This window comes from Nocardia sp. NPDC023852 (assembly GCF_040639505.1).
Lineage (GTDB): Bacteria > Actinomycetota > Actinomycetes > Mycobacteriales > Mycobacteriaceae > Nocardia.
The window spans coordinates 37276-58679 of sequence record NZ_JBFAAB010000020.1 but is presented as its reverse complement, the minus strand read 5'-3'; the positions used below and the strand labels follow the sequence as shown (position 1 = coordinate 58679).

24 protein-coding genes are annotated in these 21404 nt (G+C 66.0%); 12 read left to right on the top strand and 12 right to left on the bottom strand.

Features of this window, described 5'->3' with window-relative positions:
• Nucleotides 1-154 precede the first annotated feature (154 nt).
• The gene (locus AB0H00_RS23755; RefSeq protein WP_357269932.1) at nt 155-469 is read right to left on the bottom strand and encodes a hypothetical protein; all 315 of its coding nucleotides are present in this window, start codon (nt 467-469) and stop codon (nt 155-157) included.
• A gap of 137 nt (nt 470-606) precedes the next feature.
• The gene (locus tag AB0H00_RS23750; protein ID WP_357269930.1) at nt 607-876 is read right to left on the bottom strand and encodes a DUF2631 domain-containing protein; all 270 of its coding nucleotides are present in this window, start codon (nt 874-876) and stop codon (nt 607-609) included.
• A gap of 145 nt (nt 877-1021) precedes the next feature.
• On the opposite strand from AB0H00_RS23750, the gene dxr reads away from it, so the two are divergent.
• The 5 genes from dxr (at nt 1022) to AB0H00_RS23725 (ending at nt 7645) form a co-directional block, all read left to right on the top strand.
• Entirely contained in the window at nt 1022-2161 is a 1140-nt protein-coding gene (dxr, locus tag AB0H00_RS23745; RefSeq protein WP_357269929.1) for a 1-deoxy-D-xylulose-5-phosphate reductoisomerase, read from the top strand.
• Between the two features lie 188 nt (nt 2162-2349).
• Entirely contained in the window at nt 2350-3552 is a 1203-nt protein-coding gene (locus tag AB0H00_RS23740) for a M50 family metallopeptidase (RefSeq protein ID WP_357269927.1), read from the top strand.
• A 140-nt stretch (nt 3553-3692) separates the two neighbouring features.
• Nucleotides 3693-4850: a flavodoxin-dependent (E)-4-hydroxy-3-methylbut-2-enyl-diphosphate synthase gene (gene ispG, locus AB0H00_RS23735; protein ID WP_357269924.1), complete on the top strand. Its 1158-nt coding sequence runs from the start codon at nt 3693-3695 to the stop codon at nt 4848-4850.
• Between the two features lie 66 nt (nt 4851-4916).
• The gene (locus tag AB0H00_RS23730) at nt 4917-5780 is read left to right on the top strand and encodes a GNAT family N-acetyltransferase (RefSeq protein WP_357269921.1); all 864 of its coding nucleotides are present in this window, start codon (nt 4917-4919) and stop codon (nt 5778-5780) included.
• 77 nt (nt 5781-5857) lie between these two features.
• Nucleotides 5858-7645, top strand: coding sequence for a penicillin-binding transpeptidase domain-containing protein (locus AB0H00_RS23725; protein WP_357269918.1), 1788 nt, complete (start codon nt 5858-5860; stop codon nt 7643-7645).
• Nucleotides 7646-7793: 148 nt separating this feature from the next.
• Here AB0H00_RS23725 and AB0H00_RS23720 read toward each other — a convergent pair whose 3' ends face one another.
• Both AB0H00_RS23720 and AB0H00_RS23715 read right to left on the bottom strand, forming a co-directional pair.
• Nucleotides 7794-8585, bottom strand: coding sequence for an alpha/beta hydrolase (locus AB0H00_RS23720; RefSeq protein ID WP_357269915.1), 792 nt, complete (start codon nt 8583-8585; stop codon nt 7794-7796).
• A 125-nt stretch (nt 8586-8710) separates the two neighbouring features.
• On the bottom strand, nt 8711-9049 hold the full coding sequence (locus AB0H00_RS23715) for an MmcQ/YjbR family DNA-binding protein (protein ID WP_357269912.1): 339 nt from the start codon (nt 9047-9049) through the stop codon (nt 8711-8713).
• A gap of 253 nt (nt 9050-9302) precedes the next feature.
• Here AB0H00_RS23715 and AB0H00_RS23710 point away from each other — a divergent pair, with 253 nt between their 5' ends.
• Nucleotides 9303-9731: a hypothetical protein gene (locus AB0H00_RS23710; RefSeq protein WP_357269909.1), complete on the top strand. Its 429-nt coding sequence runs from the start codon at nt 9303-9305 to the stop codon at nt 9729-9731.
• A 93-nt stretch (nt 9732-9824) separates the two neighbouring features.
• Here the strand turns inward: AB0H00_RS23710 and AB0H00_RS23705 are convergent, their stop codons facing one another.
• Nucleotides 9825-11219, bottom strand: a complete 1395-nt coding sequence (locus AB0H00_RS23705) for a glycosyltransferase 87 family protein (protein ID WP_357269906.1) — start codon at nt 11217-11219, stop codon at nt 9825-9827.
• 227 nt (nt 11220-11446) lie between these two features.
• On the opposite strand from AB0H00_RS23705, the gene msrB reads away from it, so the two are divergent.
• The 3 genes from msrB (at nt 11447) to AB0H00_RS23690 (ending at nt 12933) form a co-directional block, all read left to right on the top strand.
• On the top strand, nt 11447-11902 hold the full coding sequence (msrB, locus tag AB0H00_RS23700; protein ID WP_357269903.1) for a peptide-methionine (R)-S-oxide reductase MsrB: 456 nt from the start codon (nt 11447-11449) through the stop codon (nt 11900-11902).
• Nucleotides 11899-12414, top strand: a complete 516-nt coding sequence (gene msrA / locus AB0H00_RS23695) for a peptide-methionine (S)-S-oxide reductase MsrA (RefSeq protein WP_357269900.1) — start codon at nt 11899-11901, stop codon at nt 12412-12414. The genes msrB and msrA overlap by 4 nt, the downstream gene beginning before the upstream one ends.
• 243 nt (nt 12415-12657) lie before the next feature.
• Entirely contained in the window at nt 12658-12933 is a 276-nt protein-coding gene (locus AB0H00_RS23690) for a YggT family protein (RefSeq protein WP_357269897.1), read from the top strand.
• Between the two features lie 114 nt (nt 12934-13047).
• Here the strand turns inward: AB0H00_RS23690 and AB0H00_RS23685 are convergent, their stop codons facing one another.
• The 5 genes from AB0H00_RS23685 to AB0H00_RS23665 all read right to left on the bottom strand — a co-directional run bounded on the left by AB0H00_RS23685 (nt 13048) and on the right by AB0H00_RS23665 (nt 16356).
• The gene (locus AB0H00_RS23685; RefSeq protein WP_357269894.1) at nt 13048-14229 is read right to left on the bottom strand and encodes a hypothetical protein; all 1182 of its coding nucleotides are present in this window, start codon (nt 14227-14229) and stop codon (nt 13048-13050) included.
• Between the two features lie 31 nt (nt 14230-14260).
• Nucleotides 14261-14953: an alpha/beta hydrolase gene (locus AB0H00_RS23680; protein ID WP_357269891.1), complete on the bottom strand. Its 693-nt coding sequence runs from the start codon at nt 14951-14953 to the stop codon at nt 14261-14263.
• Nucleotides 14838-15803: an alpha/beta hydrolase gene (locus AB0H00_RS23675; protein WP_357269888.1), complete on the bottom strand. Its 966-nt coding sequence runs from the start codon at nt 15801-15803 to the stop codon at nt 14838-14840. Before AB0H00_RS23675 ends, AB0H00_RS23680 begins: the two co-directional genes overlap by 116 nt.
• Before the next feature lie 54 nt (nt 15804-15857).
• Entirely contained in the window at nt 15858-16028 is a 171-nt protein-coding gene (locus AB0H00_RS23670) for a hypothetical protein (RefSeq protein WP_357269885.1), read from the bottom strand.
• Nucleotides 16029-16137: 109 nt separating this feature from the next.
• Nucleotides 16138-16356: a helix-turn-helix domain-containing protein gene (locus AB0H00_RS23665; RefSeq protein ID WP_357270043.1), complete on the bottom strand. Its 219-nt coding sequence runs from the start codon at nt 16354-16356 to the stop codon at nt 16138-16140.
• Between the two features lie 50 nt (nt 16357-16406).
• Here AB0H00_RS23665 and AB0H00_RS23660 point away from each other — a divergent pair, with 50 nt between their 5' ends.
• Entirely contained in the window at nt 16407-16799 is a 393-nt protein-coding gene (locus tag AB0H00_RS23660; RefSeq protein ID WP_357269882.1) for a hypothetical protein, read from the top strand.
• A 263-nt stretch (nt 16800-17062) separates the two neighbouring features.
• Nucleotides 17063-17605 carry a dihydrofolate reductase family protein gene (locus AB0H00_RS23655; protein ID WP_357269879.1) on the top strand — a complete coding sequence of 181 codons (543 nt, stop codon included), beginning with the start codon at nt 17063-17065 and terminating at the stop codon, nt 17603-17605.
• 142 nt (nt 17606-17747) lie between these two features.
• Here the strand turns inward: AB0H00_RS23655 and AB0H00_RS23650 are convergent, their stop codons facing one another.
• Nucleotides 17748-19268, bottom strand: a complete 1521-nt coding sequence (locus tag AB0H00_RS23650; RefSeq protein ID WP_357269876.1) for an amino acid permease — start codon at nt 19266-19268, stop codon at nt 17748-17750.
• A 280-nt stretch (nt 19269-19548) separates the two neighbouring features.
• On the bottom strand, nt 19549-20568 hold the full coding sequence (locus AB0H00_RS23645; protein WP_357269873.1) for a hypothetical protein: 1020 nt from the start codon (nt 20566-20568) through the stop codon (nt 19549-19551).
• Between the two features lie 130 nt (nt 20569-20698).
• Here AB0H00_RS23645 and AB0H00_RS23640 point away from each other — a divergent pair, with 130 nt between their 5' ends.
• The gene (locus AB0H00_RS23640; RefSeq protein WP_357269870.1) at nt 20699-21301 is read left to right on the top strand and encodes a TetR/AcrR family transcriptional regulator; all 603 of its coding nucleotides are present in this window, start codon (nt 20699-20701) and stop codon (nt 21299-21301) included.
• Nucleotides 21302-21404 lie beyond the last annotated feature (103 nt).

The window sequence follows — 21404 nt, the reverse complement described above, 5'->3', positions numbered from 1 at the left end:
CGACAGGACCGGATGTGTCAAACGCCTCGACCGAGCCGGGCCTACGGAGCGTCGGTCGCCGGATTCGGTTCAGAACGTGTGAATCCCCTTCGCGTGCGGCAGGGCTGGACCGCGAGGGCGCGAACCCGGCCGACGGGTTCGCGCCGACCGGCGATCAGCTCCCGCAGGTCCGGTTGAACTCGGCGGTCGCCGCGTCCATGTCGGTGACGTTTTCGTCGGTGAGCGCGTGAGCGTAAGCGTCGATGGCGTCCTTGTCCGCGCCTGTGGCGTCGATGGCCGCGAGCTTGGCGGTCAGGGACTGCTGCACGGCCGGGTCCAGGTTCCCCCCGGACTCGGCGATAGCCGCGTTGATAACGTCAGTGGCCGCGCTGCACGCTGCGGACTGGGCATGCGCGGGGCCTGCGGGCAGGAGCAGCAGGGAGCCGATTGCGCTTGCGGCGAGCAGGGTGGCGGAGAAGGTCTTGGTCATTGCGTCCTCGGTGTCGTGGGAACAGAAACCGAGGTCCGTGCCCAGGCTGGGCGCGGACCTCGGACGACACGGTACCCGACGTAGCCGTCGGCACAGGACGAATGGAATTGTGCGAGAAGAATTTTCGTATCGCCGAACTAGCGCGGCTTACGCCGCAGCAGCGAGTCGCGAATCAGGATTCCCGCGATCAGGACGGCGAAGCCGACGAGGAACACATCCTCGATCCTGCCCTTGTGGTTGCCGACCAGCATGGCGAGCAGGATCAGCGCGACGATCCAGCCCGCGACGCGGAAGGTGCGACGCGACTCGCCGCTCCAGCCCCAGGCGGCGGAGGGTACTTCGGCGGTGTCCACGTGAGTGACGATGCCGCGCTCGGTGTCGGCGTGTTCGAGTTCCGTGGCGGCCACGATCGCTCCTTAGCTGGTTCGGGTACCGCTGTTCCGGTACACACTCGATGAGCTACTGCCGCATATCGTGGCATACGACGGTGTGTCGTTGTCGGCCGGCCCGCGCCTGCGGAACGTGTTCCGGGCGGTAGGACAGAATGAAGGCGTGTCCGACATCGTGAGAGTTCTGGTCCTGGGCAGTACCGGCTCCATCGGTACCCAAGCGCTCGAAGTGATCGCCGCCAATCCTGACCGTTTCGAGGTGGTCGGCCTGGCCGCGCGTGGCGGCAACACCGGGCTGCTCGCCGCCCAGATCGCCGCTACCGGGACCCGCAATGTCGCCGTCGCCGATCCGACCGCCGCCCAGCGTCTGGACCTGCCTCTGGGCGGGCCTGGCGCGGTGACCGAGCTGGTGCGTCGTACCGAGGCCGACGTCGTGCTCAACGCCCTGGTCGGCTCGCTTGGTCTGGAGCCGACCCTGGCCACCCTGCAGTCGGGCACCCGACTCGCGCTGGCCAACAAGGAATCGCTGGTCGCGGGCGGTTCCCTGGTCACTCGCGCCGCGGCCCCCGGCCAGATCGTTCCGGTCGACTCGGAGCATTCCGCGCTGGCGCAGTGCCTGCGCGGCGGTCGCGCCGAAGAGGTCGACCGGCTGGTGCTCACGGCCTCCGGCGGCCCTTTCCGCGGCTGGACCACGCAGATGCTGGAATCGGTCGATCCCGCTGCGGCCAAAGCGCATCCGACCTGGTCGATGGGATTGATGAACACGCTGAACTCCGCCTCGCTGGTGAACAAAGGACTCGAGCTGATCGAGACGCACCTGCTGTTCGGCATCGCCTATGACCGCATCGACGTCACCGTGCACCCGCAGTCGATCGTGCACTCGATGGTCACCTTCACCGACGGCTCCACGCTGGCCCAAGCCAGCCCGCCGGACATGAAACTGCCCATCGCGCTGGCCCTCGCCTGGCCGGACCGGGTGCCCGGCGCCGCGGCGGCGTGCGACTTCGGCACCGCCGCCACTTGGACCTTCGAGCCGGTCGACAACGAGGTCTTCCCAGCTGTGGAGCTGGCCCGCCGGGCCGGGCAGGCGGGCGGCAGCGTGACCGCGGTGTACAACGCCGCGAACGAGGTCGCAGTGCAGGCGTTCCTCGATGGAGCGATCCGCTTCCCCGACATCGTGCGAACCGTGGCGGCCGCGGTCGAGGCGGCCGAGCAGTGGCGTCCCGAGCCGAACTCGCTCGACGAGGTCATCGCCGCCGACACGTGGGCGCGCGAATTCGCCGCCGCCCGCGTACGGGCCTGAAGCACTCGGAGTCGGCGCGGGTGGGGTAGTGGAGACGAATCGGACTCGCGCGGCGACCGCGTCCTGGCACACTGGACACGCAGGGTCGGCCGCTGTCCGGTTAGGGTGTTGAGGGTGCTCGCGGCCAGGAGCGGACGCGTGCGTGCGGGATATTCGAGCTGCGCAAACGCAGGAGGGCTGTAGAGCAAATGGTGTTCGCGTTGGGATTCGTGCTGTTCGCGCTCGGCATCACGCTATCGATCGCACTGCACGAATGTGGGCACATGTGGACCGCCCAGGCGACGGGCATGAAGGTGCGGAGGTACTTCATCGGCTTCGGGCCGAAGGTGTTCTCGTTCCGGCGCGGAGAGACCGAGTACGGACTCAAGGCGCTTCCGCTCGGCGGCTTCTGCGACATCGTCGGCATGACAGCCCTCGACGAACTGCGCCCCGAAGAACTCGACCGCGCCATGTACCGCCAAGCCACGTGGAAGCGGCTCGTGGTCATGTCCGGCGGCATCGCGATGAATTTCGTGCTCGGCTTCCTCCTGGTGGTCGTGCTCGCGGTCGGCTGGGGGCTGCCGAGCTTGCAACAGCCGCCCGCCACTGCACTGGGCACCATGAGCTGCGTACCGCAGCAGAATCCGGATGGTTCGACCCAGACGTGTACCGGCACCGGTCCGGCGCAGCGCGCCGGATTGCAGCGTGGCGACGTCGTCAAGGAAGTCAACGGCGTCAAGGTGGACACCTGGAAGGAGTTCCAGGCCGAAACCCAGAAGCAGAACGGTCCCTTCACCTACCTTGTCGAACGCGACGGCCGGACGCTCACCATTCCGGTCACCCCGGAGCGGGTCATGCGCTACCCGGAGGGCGGCGGCGCGGGCCGCGAGGTCGGCGCGGTCGGCGTCGGCTCGGAGTACTACGAGCCGGTCAAGTACAACCTCTTCGCCGCGATTCCGGCGGCGAGCGGGTTCACCGGCGAGATGTTCGTCCGCACGTTCCAGTCGCTGGCCCAGATGCCGGAGAAGGTGTCGGCGCTGTGGACGGCGGTGACCGGAGGCGAGCGCGACCCCGAGACCCCGGTCAGCGTGTACGGCGCCAGCAAAATAGGCGGCGAGACCGCGGAGCGTGGGCTGTGGGGCGTGTTCATTCTGGTGCTGGCCAGCTTGAACTTTTTTCTCGGTGCGTTCAACATTCTCCCGCTGCTTCCACTCGACGGCGGGCACATCGCCGTGGTGCTCTACGAGAAGATTCGCAACATCATCCGCGGCTGGAAGGGACTCGCGCCCGGCGCACCGGTGGACTACCTGAAGTTACTGCCGGTGACTTACGTCGCCGTGGTGATCGGCGGCGCCTACATGGTTCTCACCTTGGTGGCCGACATCGTCAATCCCATTCGCTTGTTCCCCTGAGTTGGCCCACAGGAGGTAGCCTGTCGCGGGCGTCGGGGACAGCACGTTGTCACAGGCGTCACAAGGTGGCCGTCGGTCGCACGACTAAGCTCGATAGACGGACGGCCCGGAATAGAACGTACGAAAGTAGGCAGCCGAAGGTGACCAGCACAATCGGATTGGGTATGCCGACCGCACCCGCGGCCGTTCTCGCTCCCCGGCGTAGGACTCGCCAGCTGATGGTAGGCAATGTCGGAGTGGGCAGCGATCACCCGATCTCAGTGCAGTCGATGACCACGACCAAGACGCATGATGTGAATGCGACTCTGCAGCAGATCGCGGAGTTGACCGCGTCGGGGTGCGACATCGTGCGAGTGGCCTGCCCGCGTCAGGAGGACGCGGACGCGCTGGCGACGATCGCGCGGAAGTCCCAGATTCCGGTAATCGCCGACATTCATTTCCAGCCGCGCTACATCTTCTCGGCGATCGACGCCGGGTGTGCCGCGGTGCGCGTGAACCCCGGCAACATCAAGGAGTTCGACGGCCGGGTCAAAGAGGTCGCCAAGGCGGCGGGCGCGGCGGGGATTCCTATTCGCATCGGTGTGAACGCCGGTTCGCTGGACAAGCGGATGCTGGAGAAGTACGGCAAGGCGACGCCGGAGGCGCTGGTGGAGTCGGCGCTGTGGGAGGCGAGCCTGTTCGAAGAGCACGGGTTCGGCGACATCAAGATCTCGGTCAAGCACAACGACCCGGTGATCATGGTCGAGGCCTACCGGCAGCTGGCCGCCAAGTCCGACTACCCGCTGCACTTGGGCGTCACCGAAGCGGGTCCGGCGTTCCAAGGAACGATCAAGTCGGCGGTAGCGTTCGGCGCCCTGCTGTCGGAGGGGATCGGCGACACGATCCGAGTGTCGTTGTCGGCGCCGCCTGCCGAGGAGGTCAAGGTCGGCGGGCAGATCCTGCAGTCGCTGAATCTACGTCCGCGCAAGCTGGAGATTGTGTCGTGTCCGTCCTGTGGGCGTGCGCAGGTCGACGTGTACACGCTGGCCAACGAGGTGACCGCCGGCTTGGAGGGCATGGAGGTGCCGCTGCGGGTGGCCGTCATGGGCTGCGTCGTGAACGGACCGGGTGAGGCGCGTGAGGCCGACCTCGGCGTGGCGTCCGGCAACGGCAAGGGCCAGATCTTCGTCAAGGGGCAGGTCATCAAGACCGTCCCGGAGGCGAAGATCGTCGAGACCCTCATCGAAGAAGCGATGCGTATCGCCGAGGAGTTGGGCGAGGACGGGGCCACTGGCGAACCGGTCGTCACCGTCAGCTGAACCCCGCCTACCTGGGCCTACGACATAGTCATACCGCATCACGGCGGATCGTGGCAGGCTGTCATCGTGCGGAGTCTGCTGGAGCCGACGCGTAGGGCCAAATACGCCCCTGCGCGCCAGCTCGCGAAACGAGACCTGGCACAGGTCTTGCGTGTGCTGGATGCCGATCCGGTGGCTTCCTGCATGGTCGCCGCCCGGCTACAGGAGTTCGGCCTGGACACCCGTTGTGGCCAAGGCGAACTGTGGAGCCGTGGAGGTCCCTCGGAATCGCTGTGCTTCTCGGGTGCGAACCTGGTGCCGCTGCTCGGCGACCGTGACGCGCTGCGTGCGTTCGCCGACCGGGCGATCCGCTGGCCCCGGATATGTTCCTCGGTGGTAGGACGCAGGGAGCTGGCACTGCCGCTGTGGGAGATGCTGGCCGACCGCTGGGGTCCGGAACGCGAGCTGCGCGGGGAACAGCCGCTGCTCGCCCTCGCTCAGCCTCCGCTGGTCACGCCCGATTCGGAGGTCCGCCGGGTGCGTCCCGACGAACTCGACCGCTACCTCTCGGCCGCGATCGCGATGTTCATCGAGGAGGTCGGTGTCGATCCCAGAGCGGGCGACGGCGGCCGCGGCTACCGGCGGCGGATTCAGAGCCTGATCGAATCCGGCCGAGCGTGGGCGCGCTTCGAGGACGGCGAAGTCGTCTTCAAGGCCGAAGTCGGCTCGCTGTCCCGGCGCACCGGCCAGATCCAAGGGGTCTGGGTGCATCCGGAGCATCGCGGGAAGGGCTGTGGCACCACGGGCACCGCGTCGATCGCGAACGCGGTGGTCGCCTCCGGCCGCACCGCGAGTCTGTACGTGAACGACTACAACGAGATCGCTCGCCGCGCCTACAGCCGGGTCGGTTTCCGGCAGATCGCGACCTTCGCCACCATCCTGGTCGACTGAGCCCGGTGACGTTCGCCCGTCCGAATTCCAGAGCGCCGCAGACATGTGCCCGCCCATGGCGATTACCATCGGTGCCGATGTCGACTCGGATGTTCGTCTCGCTCACCGTCGTCGCGCTTGCGGTCGCCGCGGTCGGTTGCGCGAGCGAATCGCAAGGGCCCGTCCCCGCTGCCGACGCATTCGTCGCGGCCTTCGCCGGGCGTGATGTGGACGCCGCGGCCGAGTTCACCAATCTTCCGGAAAAGGCAAGCGGCGCACTGCGTTCCGCGTGGGAGAAGCTTCAGGCCGAACAGCTGACCGCGCACACCGGTCCGGCGCGCGTGAGCGGTGACACGGCCACCGTCGACTACACCTACGAGTGGCGGCTGCCCAAGAACCGGACCTGGAAATACTCCGGGCAGTTGCAGATGGGCCGCAGCGACGGACGCTGGATGGTCCGCTGGACCTCCGCCGATATCCATCCCAAACTCGGCGCCACCCAAACCTTGGCGTTGCGGTCCACTCCGGCGCCCCGTGCCAGGGTCAACGAGCAGTCCGGCAGCGACGTACTGGTTCCCGGCAAAGTGTCCCGGGTGGCCTTCACCATGGCGGAGACCACCGACGCCGCCGCGGTGGCCACTTCCTTGGCTGCCGCGCTGAACCGCTTCGACAAGTCGCTGACGCCCGGGTCGATCCTCGCCGCGGCGAAGGCCGGCACCGGCGCCTATACCGTCGCTCTGCTCAATGAGAACGAATCCGACCAGGTGGGCAAGGATCTCATCGGGCTGCCCGGTGTCACGCTGACCCAGCAGTGGGACCTGGTCGCCATCGACCGTGATTTCGCACCCGACCTGCTCGCCCAGGTGCGGAAAACGGTAATCGCGGAGGTGGACGGCAAGGCAGGGTGGAGCGTGGTCACCATGAACGCCAACGGCGTCGACACCGACGTGCTCACCGAGGTGCCCGCTCAACCCGCGCCGTCATTCTCGCTGAGCATCGACCGTAACGTGCAGAATGCCGCGCAGCGGGCCGTGGAACCGCACACCGAGCAGACCATGATGGTGGTGCTGCGCCCGTCCACCGGCGCGATTCTGGCGGTCGCGCAGAACAAGGCCGCCGACCGGGAAGGCCCGATCGCGACGATCGGCCAATACCCGCCCGGTTCGGTGTTCAAGACGGTGACCGCGGCCGCCGCGATATCGAACGGCCTCGCCACCCCGGCCACGGTGCTGCCGTGCCCGAGCCGGATCATCATCGGCGAGCGGACCATCCCCAACTACAACCTGTTCACCGACGGTGACGTCCCGATGGCCAGAGCCTACGAACGCTCCTGCAACACCTCGTTCGCCAAGCTCGCCAGCGAGCTCCCTGGCTCTGCGCTGCACGATACCGCCGCGAAACTCGGTGTGGGGCCTCGCTATTCGGTCGTCGGACTGCCTACGGTATCCGGCTCGGTCCCAGTTGCCGACGGCCTGATCCAGCGGACCGAGGACGGCATCGGCCAAGGCCGGGTGGTGGTCAGCCCATTCGGCATGGCGCTGATGGCGGCGACCGTCGCACACGGCTCCGCGCCGGTGCCCTACCTGATCGCGGGGCGTCCCACCGAGATCGACGGTGACCGCCCTGCTCTCGCACCTGAGGCGGTCGACGGGCTGCGCGCGATGATGCGCCTGGTGGTCACCGGTGGCACGGCCGAGCGAATCGCGGATCAGGGCGAGGTGTACGGCAAGACCGGTGAGGCCGAGGTCGAGGGTGGGTCGCATTCGTGGTTCGTCGGCTACCGCGGTGACATCGCGTTCGCGACGCTGTTGGTCAAAGGGGGCAGTTCCGACAATGCCGTCGCGGTCACACGGGACATGATCGCGGCGCTGCCCGGCGGGTACTGACCCGGCCGGCTCGCGGGCCGATTCTCCCGCCGCTCGCGGCGTCAGCGGGTCCGTTCACACCGACCGCCACTCGTGTCGGTTTCGCCCCGCCGCTGGGGCGGGGCGGTGTACACGGATAGCGAGGATGGATTTCGGCTAGTGCACGACGCTATGCGAGCCCCGACCTGCCGAGAAATGCCCGCAGGTGTGGGTTGACGGCGCCGGCGTCGGTGAGGCTCAGGAAGTGCGCGCCGCCGTCGACGATCACCGGCGACTCGGCGTTCGGCAGCGCCTCGGCCAGCTCGCGGGCCCGGTCGACCGGGTAGGCGGCGTCGGTCGAGCCGTGCAGGACCAGGGCAGGGCAGCGGATCTCCGGCGCGCGGTCGAGCACGCCGTCCCGCTCGACCAGTGGGGTGAGTACGCGGTCGAAGTGTTCTCCGGACAGCCTCCGCCACTTGGCCTGCCACTCGGTCGAATCGTACTGGCCCAGGCAGATCGTAGCGTTGAGGTCGAGCAGTTCCTGGGTCGGACCATGCTCCCGCCAGGCGGCGGCCAGCTGCCGGTAGCCGGCGGCCACCTCCGGATTCTCCGCGGTGGCCGAGGTGCCGAGCAGCGCGAGCGCGGCCACGCGGTCGGGCGCCAGTAGCGCCATCCGCATGGCGATGAACCCGCCCTGGCTCGTGCCCACCACGGCGCACCGGGGCACCTCGAGCGCGTCGAGCAGGCCGAGCGCGTCGCGGGCCACATCCCAGTAGGTGAACGGGCGGTCGGCCGGAGTGCCGCCGTGGCCGCGCTCGTCCATCGCGATCAGCCGGAACGTGTCGCCGAGCGACTCCACCTGTGGGGCGAACATGTCGGCGTCCATCAGGAAGCTGTGCAGGAGCAGCACCGCGGGCCCGGTGCCGCCGTAGTCGATATAGCTCACTAGTTGGCCGTCATTGACCTTCGCCGTTGTTCGCATGGGTAACAGTGTTTCAGACCAGCGTTACTTTCCATGGCCTGACATCGTTTCCGATATGCGCACATGCCCAGATGCGTGCCGCGGCGTGGATGTGAAGCCGAGCCCGCTACCAACCGGCAGCCTTGTCACCCGGCGTCGTCGAGTAGCTGGCGGGGTGCGGCCTGCCGCCATGAGTCCAGAACGATGGCTTCCAGCTCGTTTCGGTCGTCGAGAGCAGCGAGGCGCACTCGGACCCACGCGTTGCCGGCTTCATGGGCGGCGACCCAGAACTTGCTCGGCTCGGCGACGACCAGTTCGTCGCGGTCGACGATAGGACAACGGACCGCCATCGAGGTTTCGGCTTCCGGGAGCGTGAGAAACAGCCTGCGCGCGACACGGAAAGTCGGCATTCCCCATGTGAACTCCTCAGATGTCTCCGGCAACGACAAGGCATAGGCGCGGACATCATCCCCAGTGACACTCATGCACCGAATCCTTCCAGGCGCCCGTCTCGGATCGCGGAACGTCTGCCTGTCGTCGGCAGGCGACCGGGTGCACGTCGGATCCCGCCGCGAACTCGCTTCTTCCTCGACAGCCGTCTCTCGGCGTACCGGGCTCTGCGACGAGAGCCCACGGTATGGATGCCTGCCTCGACAACTAATAAGCAAATGTATACTATCTACTTATGCTTACGATATTTTCATTCGGCCGAATTCCTTCGAACAGACGAGTGAAGGCATGACGAGCGCCCAGCCGTTTTCGGAGGGCACTGTGCTCACGCCGTGGAAAGCCGGTCCCCGCCAAGGCCTCTCCGGATCGGTGTTCGTCAGCGTGACGGACTTCCTGGCCACCTCCGAGGAGGACGTTCAGCTCATCTACAAGATCGGGATGGAGCTGGGCCGGACCTGGCCGGTGATGCACGGCGCCGTCGGCCTGTGGCTGTGGGGTCGACCCTCCGAGTCACGCGGCGGCTCGATCTCGGTGTGGGAAACCGAGCAGGATATGCGGCGTTTCGTGCGATGGCCGGTGCACACCGACATCATTCGGACGTGGCGCGGGCGTGTCGGTGTCGCCGCCGACTCATGGCAGGCCCCCCAGTTCGAGGAGGAGGAGGTATGGGCACGGGCTCGGAACACGATCGAGCGGCCCCATCCCCACGCTGGATGACATCTCGTCGCTCAGTGCGCCTGCTTCGACCCCCGGCGCTACGGAATTGTGGATCCAGGCCGACAATTTGCTCTGGCAGAACCGGTTCGGACCTCAGCGTGGATTCTTCGTCGACAGCGGCGAGGTTCCGTTGAGAGAACGTTGGTTCGAGCGCTGGGCCCAGCGTCCGGCAATGGCCGCTGAGAGCCTACGCACGCTTATGTCGATGCTCGGGAGCGCGGGGACGCCGCGTGTCCGTTCCGGGGAGCGCCGCAGGTGCACGGCGGCGGCCCCGAACAGCGCGAGCGTCAGCCAGATATAGGCGTTGCGGTAGAACACCTCGAGGTTGCTGTGCGAGTCGTAGTCGAGGACGGTGCCCACCGTGGAGCCGAAGAAGATCAGCACGCCACCCGATGTGACGACGACCGACGCCGCCAGTCCGATCGCGGGGACGAAACCGCGGCGGCGCAATGCCAGGTCGGTCAGGTAGATCAGTAGTGGCGCGAGCCAGACCCAATGATGCACCCAACTGTACGGTGACACCGCGGTGGTGGTGAGTCCGCACAGCACCACCGCGGGTAGTTCGTGTCCGGTCAGTGAAAGACGTCGCGCCAGGAACAGGCAAGCCGTAGCGACGGCGACCGCGCCTGCCAGCCAGAGCAATTGGTGACTGCCGTCTACCCCGACGGTCCGCGCGAACATGCCACGCAGTGACTCGTTCGACGGGTTCTCCGGAACGCCGACGCGAGTAGGGTCCACGAACGCGCCGCTCCAGAATGTCAGTGAATCCTTGGGAGCGGCCGCGAAGCCGATAAGTATGGTCGCGGCGAACGCACCGATCGCCGTGGCGGCGGCCCGGTACCGACCGGTGACGAGAAGGTAGATGACGAAGAAGGCGGGGGTCAGTTTGATTCCGGCGGCGATCCCGGTCAGCACGCCCTTCCACCGGGAAGAGTCGGGCAGCGTCATGTCTGCCAGTACGAGTAGCAGCAGGAAGATATTGATCTGCCCGAAAGCCATGGTTTGCCGCACCGGCTCGCACCACAGCAGCAGACCGGCGATCGGCAGGCCCGCCAGTGCCAGCCGCGTATCCCGCCGGTAGCCGAGGATCGTCAAGGCCGCCCAGCCCGAGGCGGTCAGCATCGCGAAGTTGCCGAATGCGCCGACAAAGGTGTACAGGTCGCCTTGGAGTTCACTCAGTGGCAGGAACAGCAGCGCGGCGAACGGCGTGTACACGAATTCCCAGACACCGCGAGTGTTGCCCAGCAGCGGGGTGTCATAGATGGAAATGCCGTCGGCCATACGATTCCCGGCGATCTGATACACGCTGAGATCCTTGAGGTGCATCATCACCTGCGGCAGGTCGAGGACCTGCTTGACGTAGTACCCACCGGCGGCCGTGCCCAGCACGAGGATCGTCCAGAATGCGACGGGTGGAATAGTGCGCGGCACTGGCGCAGTCCGTGCCGAGGACGGCACTATCACTTTCGTGATCGTCGACAACGACACGCTCACTCCCAGCGATCGGCTCCAGATTCGCGTCCTCACGCTAGTGGCACCGGCGGCAAAATTTCCAACGAGGACAGCGCGCGCCGATTCGCGGCGTCGAATATCCGCTTATGCCGCTATAACGCGGCCGGTCCGAGTGATCGGTGACCGAAGTATGACGCCTGGCTGAGTAGGGACTTTTCGAGCCGGAGCGCGGGTTGTACGGGGGGCCTGTATGAGGAGGTCATGTGGCACAGGAATACAACCGGAATCCCGCGGCGTGCGCTGCACTGTCGCCTGAGCAGTACCACGTCACCCAGGAGAACGGGACCGAGCGGCCGTTCACGGGCGAGTACTGGGACAATCACGAGCAGGGTATCTATGTGGATGTGGTGTCCGGTGAGCCGTTGTTCGCCTCGGTCGACAAATTCGACAGTGGCACAGGGTGGCCGAGTTTCACCAGGCCGATCGATGCTGGAAATGTGGTCGAGAAGCGGGACCTCGGTCATCTGATGGTCCGCACCGAGGTGCGTTCGGCGCACGGTGACAGTCATCTCGGGCATGTGTTCACCGACGGGCCCCGTGCGGCGGGCGGCCTGCGGTACTGCATCAATTCGGCGGCGCTGCGGTTCATCGGCCTCGATGACCTCGAGGCGGAAGGTTATGGGCAGTACAGGACTCTCTTCACGAAGGAGGAGGCGTGACCGACACGCAGAGGGCGATTCTGGCCGGCGGATGCTTCTGGGGCATGCAGGACTTGATTCGTAAGCAGCCGGGGGTGCTGTCGACGCGGGTCGGCTACACCGGCGGGCGCAACGACCACCCCACGTATCGCAATCACCTTGGCCATGCGGAGGCCGTGGAGATCGTCTATGACCCAGCGGGGACGGACTACCGGGCGCTGCTGGAACTCTTCTTCCAGATCCACGATCCGACAACGAAGGACCGTCAGGGCAACGACATCGGTACCAGCTATCGTTCGGCGATCTTCTATCTCGATGACGATCAGAAGCGTGTCGCGCTGGCCACCATCGTCGACGTCGAGGACTCCGGCCTGTGGCCTGGCAAGGTGGTCACCGAGGTGACCCCGGCGAGCGAGTTCTGGGAGGCCGAGCCGGAGCACCAGGACTACCTGCAGCGCTACCCCGACGGCTACACCTGCCACTTTCCGCGGCCGGGTTGGAAGCTGCCGAAACGGCAGATCGCCGCGCAATAGGCCCGGTCGGCTCGTCGGGTCGTGCCGCCCCCTGGAGGGTATCTGCCGAGGCCGCTCCAACGGAACAGGGGTGCGGCACGCACGCTCAGCTGAGCTTCTGTGCGATTCCGGGCATGCCCTCGGTCCCGGGACCGGCCCGACCTGATAGTCGGCTGAGAACCCCGCGAAGGCGACACTTTCGGTCTGGTCGTTCGCGTTGATACTGGTAAGACGTCCAGCGCGACCATCACGAAGGAGCTCGTCGTGAGCCTCATCGGAACCCTACTCGGGTACCTCTTGACCGCGTTCGTATTGCTGCTGATCGCGCGGCTGGTGCTGGATTGGGTGGAGGTGCTGGCGACACCTCCCCAGTGGGTGAACCGGGCCCGTCCGTTCATTCATGCCTGCACAGAGCCGGTGATCGCGCCGGTTCGGCGGGTGCTGCGACCGGTGCGAGCAGGCGGTCTGTCGATCGATCTCGCGTTCACCGTGGTCTTCGTCGTTGCGCTGATCCTGCGCTCGATCGCTTTCAGCCTGTAGTTCGCAGCAGCCAGGCCGGCGGCGCCGGCTTGGACCTCCGTAGATGCCGCTGATCGTGAATGCACGGAATGTCGCACTCGTCGCCCCGAACTCGGCCAGTGCCCAGTCGATTGATCACCGAGGTGGGAGACCGAACTCGGTTCGTATCGCTGCCAGGAGAACATCGACCTCCGGGCCGAAGACCAGCGCCGTCGCATACAGGGTCGTCATCGCGGCGTCCCTGGCCTCGGGTTCGGCGGCGTCGACGATCGTGGGCAGAGCGAATGATGCCCGGTGAATCGGACCCAGGTCGAAGGGATTCGGCGCCGACTCGCGAGGATGGGCTCGGACGAGGGATGCGACAAGCTCGGTTCCGCCCTCGTCCACCGGCCCGAAGTCCTCGTCGTGCAGTCGGGCGGAGGCGGCCTCCATGTCGTCGAAGGGTGGTGGTAGCGGTCGGCCTTCCTGCAGGGCGGTCAAAGCCGCTTGTACCCACGGTCTTTCGGCAATCGAGGCCTTCTCGCATGCCTGGGTCGCGGACCAGCGCGCCAGACGCCGCAGATCCTGCTCGCCCATCGCGGCGATCGCCTCGGCGAGGGCACGGTCGTACCCGGACAGCTCCTCGGCGCCGGAACAATCCCGCAGTTCAGGTATCGGATCTCCGCCCCAGCGCTGTCGCTCGGCCGCAGCGGCCTGCTCCCGGAACTCGGAAATGTGCAGGTGACGAGGACCGTCCTCGTCGATGACCGTGACCCATTCGCACTCTTCGGTTTCCGCCGAAACGGAGCGTTCGGCAATCGGAACATCCTCCGGCACACCGTATCCGGGCATGCTCCACTGCACGGCCTGCAGTGGTTCACTGCCGTCATCCGGCCAGAGTCGGATCCGCCACACATCGCCGGGCTTGGTCGATCCGGGCCAGCCGTAGTTGATGAATCCGCGGCCACTGACCTCGATCAGGTATTCGCCCTCCGGAACGGGACAGTCCGCCGCACCGTCGGTGGGTGAGGACAGATACAGGGTCTCCTCGGGGCCAACGCGCAGCCGCGCCTCGCACACCTGCTGCCACTCGTTCCGATCCCACGGCGGCCGGGCACCCCACACCTGCACCGTTATCAGCATCCGGAAGTTGTTCTGGTGCGGGCTGAGCACCACCATGGCCAAACCGTCCGATGCAAAGGGATGCGCCGCCAGCGCACGGTCGAGGAGATCGATTTCCTCATCGGGATTTCCCAAACCGCCATCGATGCAGAACTGTCCATAATCCATGAACAGCTTCACTGTTTCCTCGCTGATCGGACCTGCCGCGGTGCTCATCACGCCATCCTGACACGAAAGGAGGGGTTGTCTATTCCTTCGCCGCTGATGTGATGAGGTCAGCGACAGCGTTCGGAGTGGAGACCGCGACTGCGTGTGAGGCCGCGATTTCGATGGTGTGGGCGTCCGCGCGGTCTGCCATGAACCGTTGTGCCTGGATCGGGATGTTCTTGTCCTCGGTGGTGAGTAGGGCGAACGCGGGGATGGTCCGCCACGCTGCCGCGGTCGCCGGTTCCTGTAGTGCGGCGAGGGCGACCGGCCGTTGGGTCGCGGCCATCAGCTCGGCGGTCTCGGCGGGGACATCGGCGGCGAATTGTGCGGGGAATTCTTCTTGCCGGATATAGAGTTCGGTGCCCGTACCAGGATCGGGTAGCGGGTACTGCACCGGACGGATGGTCGGCCCGAGCGTGGACCCGGGGTACTTCTCGGTCAGTTGCCACGCACTTTCGCCCTCGGCGGGGATGAACGCGGCGATGTAGACGAGCGCGGTCACGTTCTCTTTCGCCGCTGCGGCGACGGTGATGACGCTGCCGCCGTAGGAGTGCCCGACGAGGACACAAGGGCCCTCGATGCTGTCGAGGACCGACCCGACATAGGCAGCGCTCGGGTCATGCCATGTGCAAGGCGGTCCGCAGCACCGCGACAGCTTGGGCGACAGCGGCTTTGGCGGCGTGGGTATCGTGCATCGAGTTGACCATGACGAAGTCGTGGATGATGCCCCCATAGCGCGCCTGGATCACGGGGACGCCCGCGGCACGTAGCTTGCTCGCGAAGGCTTCACCCTCGTCACGCAGCACATCGGCTTCGGCGGTGATGACCAGCGCCGGCGGAAGTCCCGCGAGTTGTTCGGTGGTGGCGCGCAGCGGCGACACGGTGATCTGCGCGCGGTCTTCCTCGCTGGTGGTGTACTGATCCCAGAACCATTGCATGCCCTCGCGGGTCAGGAAGTACCCTTCGGCGAACTGCTGGTACGAGCCGGTGTCGAAGTTGGCGTCGGTGACCGGGTAGAACAGCACCTGCTGCGCGAAGGCGATGTCGCCGCGCTCCTTGGCCATGAGGGTCAGCGCGATGGCCATGTTACCGCCGACCGAGTCGCCCGCGATCGCGATCCGGGACGGGTCGAGTGCCTTCTTGGCGCCATGGGTGGTGATCCATTGGGCGACACGGTAGGACTGCTCGTTCGCGACGGGGTATCGCACGTCCGGCGAGCGGTCGTATTCGGGGAACACGACGGCCGCGTGCACGCCGACGGCGAGGTCACGCACCAGGCGGTCGTGGGTGTGCGCGTCGCCGAACACCCAACCGGCGCCATGCGTGTAGACGATCACGGGCAGGGGTTCGGTGACGCCCTGCGGCCTGACGATCCGGGCCCGTACCGACCCGGTCGGTCCGCCGTCGACGGTGATCCACTCTTCATCGATTTCGGGCTTGTAGATCGGCGAGTCCTGCACCGAGTCCACCGCTTTGCGGCCCTCGTCCGGAGGCAACTGGTAGAGGAAAGGGGGCTGCGAGGTCGCGTCGACGAACTCCTGTGCTGCCTGCTCGAGCGAGATGTTCAACGGATTTCCTGTCATTGTCGTTCCTTCGTATAGGGAGAGAATGTGTTGGAGCGTTGCGGATTCGAAGACTCAGGCCAGTTCGTCGATGGCCTCGCTGACGACGGTGGCGACCTCGTCGGGATGGGTTTGCATGACCAGGTGCGGCGCGTCGATCTCGACGACCGTCCGCAGCGCTGCCTGCCAGCTGGAGGCATCGGCGAAGGCGCCGTGTACGAGAACAATGGTTGCCGCGGGGGGCATCGAGTTCCTTTCTCGATCTCTCGGATCGATCTGGATGGCGCTGGGCGCATCCAGTTTCCATCGAGCAACCCTCGCCGCGCCCCTCGCCACAGGCCGCGTAAACCCCCGATCAGGACACGGCTGCCTCGATCGACGGTTCGAATACGGCAGCCGATCCGGTGGACCGGAAACGCTGCTGGTACTTGCGCGGGGAGATGCCGAGCCGGGCTACGAACGCGCGGCGCAACGCCTCGCCGCTGCCGTAACCGGCCGCCATCGCGGCCTCGGTGACGCTGTGCCCGGCATGCAGCATATCCCTGGCGACCCCGAAGCGGTTTGTTCCTGGCAGCGTTCGAACGTTACTGCGTGCGCCGCGTCCAGTTCGTTCGCGATGCCATCATGTCCGTGCCCGGCTCGGCGCGCGCCGCCGTGCGCGCACTTTTTCAAGCGACCATCGATGACTGTGCCGCGCAGCCGGATCGGCGCGGATGCCTGATGATCAACAGCATCGCCCAACTCGGCACCCGGATCCCCGAAGTCGTCACCATCAGCACACGAACCACCACGGCAATGGAGCAGAGCGTCGCCGAACTACTACACCAGGCTGCCCGTCTCGACAACGGCAACGTCGACGAGGCCTCCCTCTCGGCGCACAGCGCCAACATCGTGGTCGTAGCACAAGGGCTGATCCAACTGAGCCGCTTGGGAATTCCACAGCAACGGTTACGAGAAATCGCCGATGTCTCGAGTCAGGCGCTGCCGGCGGCTTGGGCCGATCACGTCGTCCGCTGACCGGGTGTGGACCAGACACCGACCACGAGCACTTGGCTGGGACGCGTTGGCATTGTGTCTGATCAGTGGCGCGGGTGGCAGCGGCACCGGGTTATCGCCTGCTGCTGCGGGAGGACAATGCGCCGATACAGCCTCCTGAAGCCTGTTGCCGGCCGGCACGATCTTTCCCGCCTCGGCCGTCCAGGTCGCGTGCAAGGGTGCGACACAAATCGGCCGGACTAACATGACAGTAGATGTCATGTTAGTCCGGCACGATTGCGTCCATGGCAACTCAGTACTACACCGCGACCAGTCTCGATGGCTTTCTGGCGGATCAGGACAATTCGCTGGGCTGGTTATTCGAGGTGGATGACGAAGGGCGCTCCGAGGAAATCACCTCCGCGTTCCTGACGGGCGTGGGCGCCATGTGTATGGGCGCGACCACCTATGAGTGGATTCTCGCGAACGATGAACCGAACTCTTGGGCGAAGTGGTACGGCGACATGCCGTGCTGGGTGTTTAGTCACCGCGAGCTGCCCGCGATTTCCGGTGCGAACCTGTGTTTCGTATCCGGTGATGTCGAGCCGGTGCACAAAGTGATGGCCGAAGCCGCCGGGGACAAGAATATCTGGCTGGTCGGTGGTGGCGAGCTCGTCGGACTATTCGACGATGCCGGATTGCTCGACGAAATCATCGCGAGCATCGCCCCGGTGACCTTGGGTGCCGGGGCTCCGCTGCTGCCGCGCCGAATCCTGTCCTCGCGCATGCGACTTGCCGAAGTAGAGCGATTCGGTCAGTTCGCGATGCTCACCTATCGGCTGACGTAGTTCAGGGTCGGCGCGGACGACACCCTCAGCGCTGGCGGCGATGCCACCAGCGAGCGCGGCACGACCGGCGAGGCCACTGGGCCGGGACGGAGGAGACGTCACCGTATGACCGCGGACGGTCGGTGCAGGCGAATTCCGCCTCCTACTCGTCGATAATCACGACCGCCTCGCCGCCTTCTCGTGTACCCGCGGGGCGCTCGGCCAGGACCGGGAATTGACCGGTGATTCCCTCGCGCTCCCGCACAATGGCCACCACCCGCTTGCGTGCCAGGAACCAGCCGCCGACCAGCAACGGAACCATGACCACCACCGTGGCGATCACCGAAACGCGCTGTACTTCGTCGTCACTGAAGGCCATCAGGGCGACTACCGCCGCCAGGAACAGCAGCGTCGCTACGCTCGTGTAGGGGGCACCGATCAACCGGAACTTCGGACGTTCCATCCTGCCGCTGCGCGACCAGCGCCACAACTGCAGCTGGCAGACCACGATCGCCGACCAAGTCGAGATGGTGCCCAGAGCCGACATGTTCAGCACGATCTCGAATACCTTTTCCGGCACGACCACGTTGAGCCCGACGCCGATCAGCGCGATCGCGCCGGTCGCGAGTATGCCGACATAGGGCACACCACCCTTGGACATGCGCGACGTCACCGTCGGCGCACTGCCGTTCATCGACATCGAGCGCAGGATCCGGCCGGTCGAATACAGGCCCGCGTTCAAGCTGGAGAAGGCCGCTGTCAACACCACCAGGTTCATGATCGAACCGGCGCCTTCTACACCGAGTTTCGAGAAGAAGGTGACGAAGGGGCTCTCACCCGCCTTGAAAGCCGTGTAGGGCAACAGCAGTCCGAGTAGCACCAGTGAACCGACGTAGAACAGCGCAATGCGGGCGATGACCGAATTGATGGCCCGCGGCATGATCTTTTCCGGATTTTCCGCCTCACCAGCGGCTGTGCCGACCAATTCCACTGCGGCATAGGCGAAGACGACGCCCGTCGTGACGGTAACCAGTGGCAACAAGCCGGTCGGCAACAACCCGCCGTGGTCTGCGATCACACTCACACCGGTGTGCTCGCCTTTGATGGTGGACCGGCCGGCCAGGAAGATCGTGCCGACGATCAGGAAGGTGGCCAGTGTGACGACCTTGATCAGCGCCGCCCAGAACTCCACTTCGCCGAACCAGCGCACCGAAATCAGGTTGACGGTGACCACCAGGGTCAGCGCCACGAGCGCGATCAGCCACTGCGGAACCGCTTCGAAGGCTCCCCAGAAATGGACATAGGTGGCGATCGCGGTGATGTCCACGATCCCGGTCATGCTCCACTGGAAGAAGGACATCCACCCGACCGCGAAAGCCAGCTTCTCGCCATAGAACTCGCGGGCATAAGAGACGAACGACCCGGAGGAGGGGCGATGCAGCACCAGCTCGCCCAGCGCCCGCAAGATGAAGAACACGAACACGCCGCAGACGGCGTACACCAGGAATAAGCCTGGGCCTGCACTGACCAGTCGACCGCCCGAGCCGAGGAACAGTCCGGTGCCGATGGCGCCGCCGATCGCAATCATCTGCAGCTGACGTGGGCGCAGCGATTTGTGGTAGCCCGCATCCTCGGCATGCGGTACGTCCACTGGCGCCTCGGAGGGAGGTCGAACTGTTGTCATAGCGAAGACCTACTCACGTGATGGCGACCATATCAATGTGCAATGTACCGTCATCCAACGGCTCGTTCAATAGCGGTGGAGCGGCGCTTGTGGTCGATGTCGGGGCGAAACAGCTTGCCGCACGGCGAGTTCAACCGATTCCGACGCGCCGGTTGCGGCTGGGTCGGGAGTTGTCGCGTGCTCGACCGGTTCTTCACCCGACCGTTCGACCGCCGGGACCGGGGCTGCGACTTCCTCCGTACCCACGCCGCAGACCGGATCGACGCCGATCCCAGGTGGCTCAGTGCCTTCGGTAGAACTCGGCGACCGCGGTGAACGCCGACTTGGGTTCCCACGGCATGTCGGGGTAGGTGTCTCCCTGCCGGTTCTCGAGCACCTTGACAATGCCGTAGCTGGCTAGATCCAGGTCGTTGCGGGGATCGCCGTCGGGGCGGTACGGCATGTCGTAGAGCGCGAAGATGAACACGAAGGCGCTGTCGATGCCCCCGGCGTCGAAGACCTCCAGCAGCTCCCGCACATATGCGGCCTGCCCGGCCTCGTCGCGAACGTACTCGCCGTTCAGGCGAACCGGCCCGGTGGCGTCGTACTCGACGATCTCCAGACCACGGGCGCCCACGTCGCCCGCGCCGCGGTACCCGGCGGCGCCGAACTCGGTGATCGCGACCGGCTTTCCCTGCGCGACGAGGCCGCGGACGCCTTCGGCGAACTGATCGGCGATCTCGGCCGATCGGTAGAGATCCAGGGACACGATGTCGAAGGGCGACCAGTCGACGCGCTCGAGCGGTACGGCAGCGTAGGTGATCTTGCCACCGAAGTGCTCGCGGACGAGTGGCACGACCTTGCCGAGGAAATCATTGACACGCGTGCCGACCTCAGCGACCCGCTCTGGCAGAACCTCCGGTTGGGTCAGGAACTCGACCCGCTCATCAAGGGTGTCACCGGGCAGGAACCCGATGTTCATCAGGCTCAGCTCGGCGCCGGTCACGAATACGACCTCGGCTCCCCGCTGCCGGAGCCGCTCCGCGCGCTGGGCGCAGTCGGCGAACAGCGACAGCATCTCGTCGGCGGTCAGCTCGAGGGGGTACGGCGAGAACCACACCTCGAGGCCCAGGTCGGCGGCGTAGGTCGCGGCGAACTCCAGCCGGTCAGGATCACCTCCGGTGACGCGGACCGCAGTGCAGTGCAGGTCGTCGCGGATGATGCGTAGCTCATGTTCGACCACTTCCGGGTCGAACTGGTGACGGGAGTCCATTCCTTTGCGGAGGAACCCGGTGTCGTAGCTGATGCCCTTGGCGCGCATGCGTCAGGCCTTTCTCGGGGAAAAGTAAGGTACGTCGAGTACCGTAATAGAGATATGAACTTGATACAAGACAGTCGAAGGAGGGTACGATTCGTTCCTGTTGCGGGACGAGGCCCTTGTGGAGGATGTGATGAAACCTGGCGCTGCGCCGACGCGTCGACGTGGCGCGGTTCTGGAGGAGGCGATCCTGCGTGCCGCGGCCGACGAACTCACTGACGTCGGATACGCCGGACTGACCATGGACAAGGTCGCCCAACGCGCCGGAACCAACAAGAACGCCATCTACCGCCGCTGGCCGAACCGCCTCGCGCTCGGCACCGCCGCCTACCGGCAATTGACCACGACAGTCCGGGCCCCCGACACCGGCAACTTGCGCGACGACGTCCTCGAGCTGCTACGGGGTGCCAACCGGCACTGGAGCTCGCCCCTCGGCACAATTCTGCGGGAACTCCTCGCGGCAGCCGGTGGTGCCGCCGAACTCCTGGCCCAGCTGCCGGAACAAACACCCGACGCCACAGCCGCCACCTGGCTGACCATCCTGGGTCGCGCCGTCGCCCGCGGTGAAGCCGCGCCAGAAGCGCTCCACCCCCGAGTCGCCACCGTGGCTATAGTCCTGTTGCGCAACGAATTCGTCATGCGTGGCGTACCGACCGCCCCTGACGACGTCCTTGTCGAGATAGTCGACGAGGTGTACCTTCCCCTGGTTCGGCAACGCGGCGCCACGCCGCACTGATCTTCGGCGGGACGCCGAGTCCCACCGGTCAGCGTCACCGCACCCTGCGCGCGACCGGACACCCTGCCCACGGCCTTGTGCGGGATACACGGAGCGACTCCGA